A 9,156-nucleotide genomic window follows, 5' to 3' on the forward strand; every position below is an offset into this window, starting at 1 on the left:
CGCTACCCGCGGAAACGACCTCCGACCTGCGAAAACGCTGGTCGGGACGACAGGATTTGAACCTGCGACCCCTTGACCCCCAGTCAAGTGCGCTACCAAACTGCGCCACGTCCCGGTGCTTGTCCGGCTTGGGCTTTCCCCTTGCCGGGCGCGCATGAAGAACAATACCGCACTTCAGGGGGTGCTCGCCTCCACCCCTGGGCCAGGGGTCGGGGCGACCCGGGGTTACGGGGTGTTTTCGGGGGGTGGCGGGGTGTCGCCGAGGAGGTAGCGGGCGCCGGGGCCGTGGGTGGAGGCGGTGTCGGAGGGGTTGTAGAGGGCGCATTTGCGCAGGGAGAGGCAGCCGCAGCCGATGCAGCCGGTGAGCTTTTGCTTCAGGCGTTCCAGGTCGGCGATGCGCTGGTCGATGCGGTGGGTCCAGGTGCGGGCGACGGCGTTCCACTGGGTGGCCGTGGGGGCGCGGTCGGCGGGGAGGCGGGCCAGGGCCGTGGCGGCCTCGTCGAGGGTGAGGCCGACGTGCTGGGCGGCCCGGATGAAGGCGACGCGGCGGAGGGTGGCGCGGGGGTAGCGGCGCTGGCGGCCGGCGGTGCGTTCGGAGTGGATCAGGCCGAGTTCCTCGTAGTAGCGCAGGGCCGAGGTGGCGAGGCCGCTGCGGGCGGCCAGCTCGCCGATGGTGAGGCGATCGGTGGACGAGGTCATGGACGGCGATGCTAGCGCTTGACTTCAAGTCGACTTGAAGTTGCAAGCTCTCGGCATGACCTCGACCTACACCGACCTTCCTCGGCTGATGAGCCTGATGACCGGCGACGAGAAGCACGGGCCCGCCGCCACCTCCACGCTCGACGCACTCTGGGTGCTGTACGACCGCGTGCTGCGCGTCTCGCCGGAGAGCGTGGACGATCCGGGGCGGGACCGGTTTCTGCTGTCCAAGGGGCACGGGCCGATGGCGTACTACGCCGTGCTCGCGGCCAAGGGGTTCTTCGCCGACTCGCTGCTGCCGGGGTTCGGCTCGTACGACTCGCCGCTCGGCCACCATCCGGACCGGGTGCTGGTGCCGGGCGCCGAGATCAGCAGTGGTTCGCTCGGGCACGGGCTGCCGCTGGGAGTGGGGACGGCGCTGGGGCTGCGGGCGCAGGGTCTCGACGGGGACGGCGGGCCCGCGGTGTGGGTGCTGATCGGCGACGCCGAGCTGGACGAGGGGAGCAATCACGAGGCGATCGCGTACGCGGGCGCCGCCGGGCTGGAGCGGCTGCACACGCTCGTCGTCGACAACGCCTCCGCCACCTACGGCCGCCCCGGCGGCATCGCCTCCCGGTTCGAGGCCGCGGGCTGGTCCACGGCGACGGTCGACGGGCGGGACCACGACGCGCTGTACGACGCCTTCACCGCACCGCATCCGGGGCGGCCGCGCGCCGTCGTCGCCCGGGTCGAGGGCAAGGATGCGTGAGGTCTGTCTCCGTATTTTTCAGACCTTGCCGTGGCTTCCTTCGCCTTTCGGCTTTTTCCGCTTGATGCGTTAAGGAGTTTCTTTCGTGGACACCATGCGTGAACGCTTCGCCTCCACCGTCTCCCGTCTCCTCGACGACGACCCCCGGCTGGCGGTCGTCCTGGCGGAGATCGGCAAGGACGGCTTCGCCGACGCCCTGCGCGCCCACCCCGACCGGGTGATCAACGTCGGCATCCGGGAGCAGCTGCTCGTCGGCGTGGGCGGTGGACTGGCGCTGACCGGGATGCGACCGATCCTGCACACCTTCGCCAGCTTTCTGGTCGAGCGGCCCTTCGAGCAGGTGAAGCTGGACTTCGGGCATCAGGGGGTGGGCGGGGTGCTGGTGAGCGCGGCGGGGTCGTACGACTGGCCCGCGGGCGGGTTCACCCATATGGCGCCCGGTGACGTCGCCCTGATGGACACCCTCGACGGCTGGACGGTGCACGTCCCCGGTCACCCCGACGAGGCCGAGGCGCTGCTGCGGGACGCGGCCGCGGCCGGGGACGACTCGGTGTACGTACGGCTGTCGGCGCACGCCAACGCGGCGCCGCGGGCCATCGCCCCGGGGCGGTTCCTGACCGTGCGGGAGGGGCGTGACGGAGTGGTGGTCGCGGTCGGGCCGATGCTCGACGGCGTACTCGCGGCCGTCGAGGAGGGCGAGGGGCTGGACGTGACCGTGCTGTACGCCACCACCGTGCGCCCCTTCGACGGGGGCGCGCTACGGGCCGCCACCGGCGTGGATGCCGCCGGTGCGGCCGCCGCCGGTACGGACGTCGTGCTCGTGGAGCCGTACCTCGCGGGTACGTCGACGGCGGCCGCGAACGACGCCCTCGCCGACGTTCCGCACCGGGTGCTCGGGCTCGGCATCGCCCGGCGCGAGCTGCGGCGCTACGGGACGATGGAGGAGCACCTGGCGGGGCAGGGGCTCGATCCGGGGTCGTTGCGTGAGCGCATCGCCGGATTTCTGAGCAGGAGGCGGTGACCGGCGGCCCGGCTCAGAGGTGTTTGTCGAGCCAGTCCAGGAGGTCCTGCTGCACCTCGTCGCGGTTGGTCTCGTTGAGGATCTCGTGCCGGGCGCCCTGGTAGCCCTTCCAGGTCAGCTCCCGGGTGCCGCCGTAGCGGAAGTCCTCCAGGAGTTCGTAGACCAGGGTCATCCGCTGGTTGCAGGGGTCCTCGGTGCCCACCGCCAGGTGGACCGGGAGCGCGGCCGGGATACGGGCCTGGTGGCGCGGGTCGTTGATCTTGCGGACGGCGCGCAGCCAGTCCAGCGAGAGTCCGGCGCTGAAGGGGAAGCCGCAGTGGTCGTCGGCGGCGTAGGCGGCGACCTCGGCCTGGTCCCGGGAGAGCCATTCGAAGCCCGTCCCGAACTCGTACGGGTCGTTGAACGAGGCGAAGAGCGTGGGGACGAAGGTGGACAGGGCGGTACGGCCGCGGTCCGCGATCTCCTGCTCGATCTCCGCCATCGCGTCCTCGATCTCCGCGCCCGGCAGTGAGCGGAAGGTGCCGGAGAGGATGAGCCCGGCCAGTTCCCCGCCGTACTCCTGGGCGCAGTCGCGGGCCAGCATGGAGCCCATGCTGTGGCCGAGCAGGACCAGCGGCGCTCCGGGGTGGTCGGCGCGGGCGCGGTCGCCGATGGCGCGCAGGTCCGCGACGATGGCCCGCCAGCCGTCGCCGTCCTCGCCGACGACCCCGAGGCCGCCGGTGGACTCGGCGGTCGCCCCGTGGCCGCGGTGGTCGGAGGCGACGACCGCGTAGCCGTGACCGGCCAGGAAGCGGGCGAACCGGTCGTAGCGCCGGGCGTGTTCGGCGGCGCCGTGGGCGATCTGGACGACCGCTCGCGCGGGGCTCGATTCCGGCTGCCAGGTGTACGTCGCGACGCGCGCGCCGTCCGGGGCGGTCAGGTGGTCCGTGCGGTGGGTGATGCCGCCAGCTGGCATGCGTATCCGTCTCCTGGGCCGTCGGGATTTGCGCCCTCGTGACGAGGGCGGAATCCCACTCTCCCTTCGCCGGGCCGCCAAGCCAAGGCCATGGACGGGCGTTGTTGGCGGTACGGGCGGGTGGCTCGCGCCGGTACGGGCCGGTGTTGACGCGGCGCCGACAAGGTGCTGACGGGGTGTTGACCGGGAGCACGGGCGGTGTGTAACGATCAAGCGCTTTCCGTACCACCTGCAACTCCTGAACCGTGCAATTCCCTGTACCAGGAGGATCGTTGGCTACATACGAAGCACCTGACGAGGCGTCCGACGGGACCCCGTCCCCCTTCTCCCGACGGCGCTTTCTCCAAGCGGCCGCCGCGGGCACCGCCGTCGCCGCCGGAACCGCCGCGCTGCCCGCCGAGGCGATGGCCCAGGCCGCGGCCCGGGCGGAGGCGCGGCGGGTCTCGCTCTCCTTCACGGCGGCCACCAACGGCGCCGCGTCCCTCTCCCCCTCCGGCGACCGGCTGATCGCCGAGGTCCAGAACGTGCTGTGGTCCGTCCCCCGCAAGGGTGGCGACGCCGTCGCGCTCACCCCGCCCGATCTGGAGCCCACCCGTCCGGTCCACTCCCCCGACGGGAAGCTGCTGGCCGTGTGCGCGTACCGGGGCGGCGGCTTCCACATCTGGACGCTGCGCCCCGACGGTTCCGGTCTGCGGCAGCGCACGGACGGCCCGTGGGACGACCGCGGCCCCGCCTGGTCGCCCGACGGCACCCGGATCGCCTTCGCCTCGGAGCGCGGCGGCGATCCGGTGGCGGGGAGCCCGTACCGGGTGTGGGTGCTGGACGTGGCCAGTGGCGAGCTGACCCGGCTGACCGGGCTCCCCGGCCAGGACGGGCCGCTCCAGGGCGGCGCCTGGGAGGACTTCGACCCCACCTGGTCCCCGGACGGCGAGCGCGTGCTGTTCGTGCGCGGCGTGCCCGGCGCGACCGCGCTGGACGCCCGTACGGTGGCCTCCGTACGGGCGGACGGCAGCGGGCCGGTGACCGTCGAGCGCACCGACCCGACCACGGGCGCCCAGGTGATGACGCCGTCCGTGTCGGCGGGCGGCACGCTCGCCTATCTGCGCACCACCGTCGCCCCCGACGCGTCCTGCACGCTGGTCGTGGACGGTACGGCGGTCGCGGTCGGGGGCGATGTGCAGCCGGTGCCGCCGCGGTGGGTCTCGCGCGAGGAGCTGCTGCTGACGGTGAACGGACGGTTCCGGCTGGTGCGCCCCGACGCACCGGCCAAGGGCGAGGAGATCCCGTTCGCCGCCACCCTGCCCGTCGACCGGCCCCGGTACCCCGTCAAGCGGTACGACTTCGAGGGCGGCGGGGCGCGCCCGGTGCGCGGACTGCATCTGCCCGCGCTGTCGCCCGACGGCCGCAAGGTGGCCTTCGCCGCGCTCAACTCCCTCTGGATCGCGGACGTCTCGGGCGGCCGCGCCCCACGCCGGGTCGTCCGGGCGGACGCCACCCGGTATCTGCTCGCCCCCACATGGACGCGCGACGGGGGCGCCCTGGTGTACGCCGACGACCGCGACGGGCTGCTCGCGGTGCGCCGCCGGGACCTGGCCTCGGGCGAGGAGAAGGTGCTCGCCTCCGGCGGCCGGGTGCACCCCGCGCTCTCCCCCGACGGCAAGCGGCTCGCCAGTATCGACATGTCGGGAAACCTCGTCGTACGGGACCTCGACGCCGGTACCGACAAGGTGCTGGCCGCGCCGATGGGCGCGGGCGGGCTGCCCGGACGGCCGACCTGGTCGCCGGACGGCCGCTATGTCGCACTGTGCGACCGCAACCGGCTGAACCAGAGATTCCGCGAGGGCTACAACCTCATCCGGGTCGTCGACACGGCAAGCGGCACCGCGAAACTGCACGCCGTCGCGCCGCACACCTCCCTGACCGACCGCTATGACTCCGGCCCCGTCTGGTCCCCGGACGGCCGCCACATGGCGGTCGTCGCCGAGTCCGCCCTGTGGCTGCTGCCGGTCCGGCCGGACGGCACCCCGGACGGCGACCCGCGCCGGCTGACCGACGAGGCGGCCGACCATCCGTCCTGGTCCGCGGACTCGGGCAGCATCCTGTATCTGTCGGCGGGCAGGCTGCGGCTGCTGGACGTCGCGAGCGGTGACGTCCGTACAATGCGCGTCCCGCTCGACCACCGGCGCCCGCGGCCGGCGGACACCGTGGTGCACGCCGGGAGGTTCTGGGACGGTACGGGCGGGGGCGGCACCGTCCGCGAGGACGTCGACATCGTGGTGCGCGGCGGGCGGATCGCCGCCGTCGAGGCGCACCGCGGCGGGCGGCCCGCGAAGCGCCGTGTCGACGCCTCGTCCCACACCGTGCTCCCCGGGCTGTGGGACGCCCACACCCACCCCTGGCAGTACACCTACGGCGGCCGCCAGACCGCCCTCCAGCTCGCGTACGGCATCACCACCGCCGTCTCGTTCGGCGGCTTCGCCTACGAGCAGGCGCGGCTGCGGGAGGCCGTCGCGGCGGGCGCGCTGGCCGGGCCGCGGCTGCTGGCCACCGGGGAGCTGCTGGACGGGCCGCGGGTGGCGTACAGCATGGGCCGGGCGCACCGCACCCGGGAGGGGCTGCGGCGCTCGCTGGACCGCGCCGCGGCCCTCGACTGGGACTTCGTCAAGACGTACGTCCGCGCCCCCGGCTGGATCATGGAGGAGGCCGCCCGCTTCGCGCACGACAAGCTCGGGGTGCGCTCCGGCAGCCATCTGTGCACGCCCGGCATACAGCTCGGCCAGGACCTGACGACCCATCTCCAGGCCACGCAGCGCCTGGAGTTCGGGCATGTGACGACGGGGACGGGCCGCGCCGAGCAGGATGTGACGGAGATCTACACGGCCTCGGACTTCCGGCTGATCGCCACGCCGTTCGCCGCCCAGCCGCTGGTCGGCGCGGACCCCTCGCTGGCCGAGGACGAGCGCGTCACCCGGCTGATGCCGCCGTGGGACACCGCCCTGGTGCGGCAGCTCGCCGGAGCGCCGCCGACCGACGCCCAGCTGGCCACCCTGCGCACCGAGATCGACATATACCGGCGGATCCTGGCCGGTGGCGGTGTGGTCGCCCTGGGGACGGACCAGCCGCTGGCGCCGGTGGGACTCCATCTGCACGTGGGGCTGCGGGCGTTGCACCGGTTCGGGATGTCGCCCGCGGAGGCGCTGCGCACGGTGACCGTCCTCCCGGCGCGGGCATTCGGCGCCGACCGGGATCTGGGCACCCTGGAGGTCGGCAAGCTGGCGGACCTGACGGTCGTGGACGGCGACCCGTTCACCGACTTCGACTCGATGGTACGGACGGTGTCGGTGCTGCGGGGCGGGGTGCCGTTCGAGCAGCGGAAGCTGGTCGAGGCGTTCCCGGCGCCCGCCGGTGCCCGCGCGGCGCAGGGGCGGTCGGCGGAGCACTGGCTGGAGGTCGGGCGGCAGTTGCGCCGCGACGGGTGCTGCGACCTGCACGTCTGACGGCCTGAACCATCCACGGACACACGAGAAGCAGCGCCGGGCCCGGCTCAGACGGTGGGAGCCGGGCCCGGTCGCGTCAGGCCGAGCAGGTCGCGGGCCGGTCCGGTGGGGTGGGGGCCGGACGGCCAGACGGCGCGCAGGTCGCGCCGGAGCGGGATGTCCGGGACCGCGATCTCCACCAGGCGGCGGGCCGCCAGCTCCTCCCCGACGGCCAGGCGGCTGAGCACCGCGGGGCCCGCCCCACTCACCGCGGCCGCCTTGACGGCGGTCGTGGAGGCCAGCTCCAGCAGGGGCGCGGCCAGGCCGCCGTGGGCGGCGAGGGCGGCGTCCAGCACCTGCCGGGTGCCGGAGCCGCGCTCGCGGAGGATCAGCGGGGTGGCGGCCAGTTCGGCGGCGTCCGGCGGGGTGCGGCGGCGGGCCCAGGGATGGCCGGGGGCGGTGACCACCGTCAGGCGGTCGTGGCCGATGACCGCACCGTCCAGACCGCTCGGGGTGTCCAGGCCCTCGACGAAGCCGATGTCCGCCTCGCCGTCCAGCAGCCGCCCGGCGACGGCCGCCGTGTTCCCGGCGAGCAGCGAGACGGCGGTGTCGGGGCGCAGGGTGCGCAGGGCGATGAGCCAGCCGGGCAGCAGATACTCGGCGATCGTCATGCTGGCGGCGACCCGCAGCCGGGAGTCGCGGCGGTCGCGCAGCGCGTGGACGCCCGCGTCGAACGCCTCGGCCGCCTCCACCACGCGCCGCGCCCAGTCCGTGACGAGCGCCCCGGGCGCGGTGAGCCGGGAGCCGCGCGGCGAGCGGTCCACGAGCGCGACGCCCAGCCGCCGTTCCATCGCGCGGATCCGGCTGCTCGCGGCGGGCTGGGTGATGCCCAGCTCCCGGGCGGCGCGGCCGAGGCTGCCGAGCCGGGCGACGGCGAGCAGCAGTTCCAGCGCGCCGAGGTCGGGGACGCGGTAGGCGAGGGGGGTGGGGTGCGCCGGGCCGTCGTCGCCGGGGGTGGGGCGCTTCCGGCGCTGGTCGCTCATAACGTCAGCTTATGCCCTCATAGAGAAGACGGGCCTGGTGGGAGGCGCGGCAGCGGGCGAAGGTGCGTTCATGGTCACTGCCGCGCCCGCCCCGCCCCTCCCCGCCACCGCCGTCCGGAATCACCCGCCCCGGCCGTCCGTACGCGGCCTCGGCCCGAACTGGTACGCCACGGTGATGGGCACCGCCATCGTGGCCACCGCGGGCGCCGGGCTACCGGTGCGTGTCCCGGGGCTGGGCGGCGTGTGCCGGGTGGTGTGGGGGCTGTCGGCGCTGATGCTCTGCGCCGTGCTGGCCGCCCGCGCGGCGCACTGGGCGCGCCATCGCGACCGGGCCCGCGCCGATCTGCTCGACCCGGCGGTCGCGCCCTTCCACGGCTGCCTCCCCATGGCGCTGTCGGCGGTCGGCGCGGCGACGCTGTCGGTGGGGGCGGAGGTGATCGGCGTACGGGCGGCGGTGGCCGTGGACGCGGCCCTGTGGACGGCCGGAACGCTCACCGCCCTGCTGACGGCGGCCGGGATACCGGCCCTGATGGTTCTGCGGCACCGGATCGGCCCCGGGGAGGCGTCCCCGGTGTGGCTGCTGCCGGTGGTGGCGCCGATGGTGTCGGCGGCGACCGGCCCGGCGCTGGTGCCGCATCTGCCGCCCGGGCAGGGGCGGGAGGCGCTGCTGCTGGGGTGCGTGGCGCTGGCCGGGGCGAGCCTGCTGGGGACGTTTCTGATGCTGCCGCTGATCTTCGACCGGCTGGTCCGCCACGGTCCGCTCCCGGCGGTGCTGACGCCCGCGATGTTCCTCGTGCTGGGCCCGCTCGGGCAGTCCACGACGGCCGCGGGCGGGCTGGCCGACGCCGCGGCGTACACGCCGGGGGTGCCGGAGGCCGCCGCTCGCTTCGCCTCGGTGGCGTACGGGGTGCCGGTGATGGGGTTCGCGCTGCTGTGGCTGGCGTCGGCTGCGGCGTTGGTGGTGCGGACGGCGCGGCGCGGGATGCCGTTCGCGATGACCTGGTGGGGGTTCACCTTTCCGGTGGGCACCTGTGTGACGGGGGCGGCCGCGCTGGCCCGGCACACCGGTCTGCACGCGCTCGGCTGGCTCGCGGCGGGGCTGTACGCCGCCCTGGTGGCGGCGTGGGGACTGGTCGCGGCGCGCACGGCGCTCGGCCTGGCGCGCGGCACCCTGCTCGCGCCCTGAGCCCGGACCTCACCGCGCCCTGAGCCCG

Annotated in this window: 7 protein-coding genes and 1 tRNA gene; 4 read left to right on the top strand and 4 right to left on the bottom strand. The window is 74.6% G+C overall.

The window, feature by feature from the left end:
• Positions 1-38: 38 nt before the first annotated feature.
• Together EEJ42_RS37805 and soxR are read right to left on the bottom strand one after the other, a co-directional pair.
• A tRNA-Pro gene (locus tag EEJ42_RS37805) sits at positions 39-115 on the bottom strand.
• Between the two features lie 110 nt (positions 116-225).
• Positions 226-699 (bottom strand): redox-sensitive transcriptional activator SoxR, encoded by a 474-nt coding sequence (soxR, locus tag EEJ42_RS37810; protein WP_123106702.1) that lies wholly within the window; start codon positions 697-699, stop codon positions 226-228.
• Between the two features lie 55 nt (positions 700-754).
• On the opposite strand from soxR, the gene EEJ42_RS37815 reads away from it, so the two are divergent.
• The gene (locus EEJ42_RS37815; RefSeq protein WP_123106703.1) at positions 755-1,447 is read left to right on the top strand and encodes a thiamine pyrophosphate-dependent enzyme; all 693 of its coding nucleotides are present in this window, start codon (positions 755-757) and stop codon (positions 1,445-1,447) included.
• 85 nt (positions 1,448-1,532) lie between these two features.
• The gene (locus EEJ42_RS37820) at positions 1,533-2,468 is read left to right on the top strand and encodes a transketolase family protein (protein WP_123106704.1); all 936 of its coding nucleotides are present in this window, start codon (positions 1,533-1,535) and stop codon (positions 2,466-2,468) included.
• Positions 2,469-2,481: 13 nt separating this feature from the next.
• On the opposite strand, the gene EEJ42_RS37825 is transcribed toward EEJ42_RS37820, so the two are convergent.
• A complete protein-coding gene (locus EEJ42_RS37825) occupies positions 2,482-3,423 on the bottom strand; it encodes an alpha/beta fold hydrolase (protein ID WP_123106705.1) in 942 nt (313 codons plus the stop codon).
• A gap of 272 nt (positions 3,424-3,695) precedes the next feature.
• Between EEJ42_RS37825 and EEJ42_RS37830 the strand changes: the two genes are divergently transcribed.
• Entirely contained in the window at positions 3,696-6,920 is a 3,225-nt protein-coding gene (locus tag EEJ42_RS37830; RefSeq protein ID WP_123106706.1) for an amidohydrolase family protein, read from the top strand.
• A gap of 47 nt (positions 6,921-6,967) precedes the next feature.
• Here EEJ42_RS37830 and EEJ42_RS37835 read toward each other — a convergent pair whose 3' ends face one another.
• Entirely contained in the window at positions 6,968-7,942 is a 975-nt protein-coding gene (locus tag EEJ42_RS37835; RefSeq protein ID WP_123106707.1) for a LysR family transcriptional regulator, read from the bottom strand.
• Between the two features lie 70 nt (positions 7,943-8,012).
• Here EEJ42_RS37835 and EEJ42_RS37840 point away from each other — a divergent pair, with 70 nt between their 5' ends.
• Positions 8,013-9,128, top strand: coding sequence for a TDT family transporter (locus tag EEJ42_RS37840; RefSeq protein WP_123106708.1), 1,116 nt, complete (start codon positions 8,013-8,015; stop codon positions 9,126-9,128).
• Positions 9,129-9,156 lie beyond the last annotated feature (28 nt).

Source organism: Streptomyces botrytidirepellens (genome assembly GCF_003721215.1).
Classification (GTDB): Bacteria; Actinomycetota; Actinomycetes; order Streptomycetales; family Streptomycetaceae; genus Streptomyces; species Streptomyces himastatinicus.

Bases quoted from the DNA above. Each gene is read 5' to 3' on its own strand.
- soxR (WP_123106702.1), bottom strand. From the start codon at position 699: ATGACCTCGTCCACCGATCGCCTCACCATCGGCGAGCTGGCCGCCCGC.
- EEJ42_RS37815 (WP_123106703.1), top strand. From the start codon at position 755: ATGACCTCGACCTACACCGACCTTCCTCGGCTGATGAGCCTGATGACC.
- EEJ42_RS37825 (WP_123106705.1), bottom strand. From the start codon at position 3,423: ATGCCAGCTGGCGGCATCACCCACCGCACGGACCACCTGACCGCCCCG.
- EEJ42_RS37835 (WP_123106707.1), bottom strand. From the start codon at position 7,942: ATGAGCGACCAGCGCCGGAAGCGCCCCACCCCCGGCGACGACGGCCCG.
- EEJ42_RS37840 (WP_123106708.1), top strand. From the start codon at position 8,013: ATGGTCACTGCCGCGCCCGCCCCGCCCCTCCCCGCCACCGCCGTCCGG.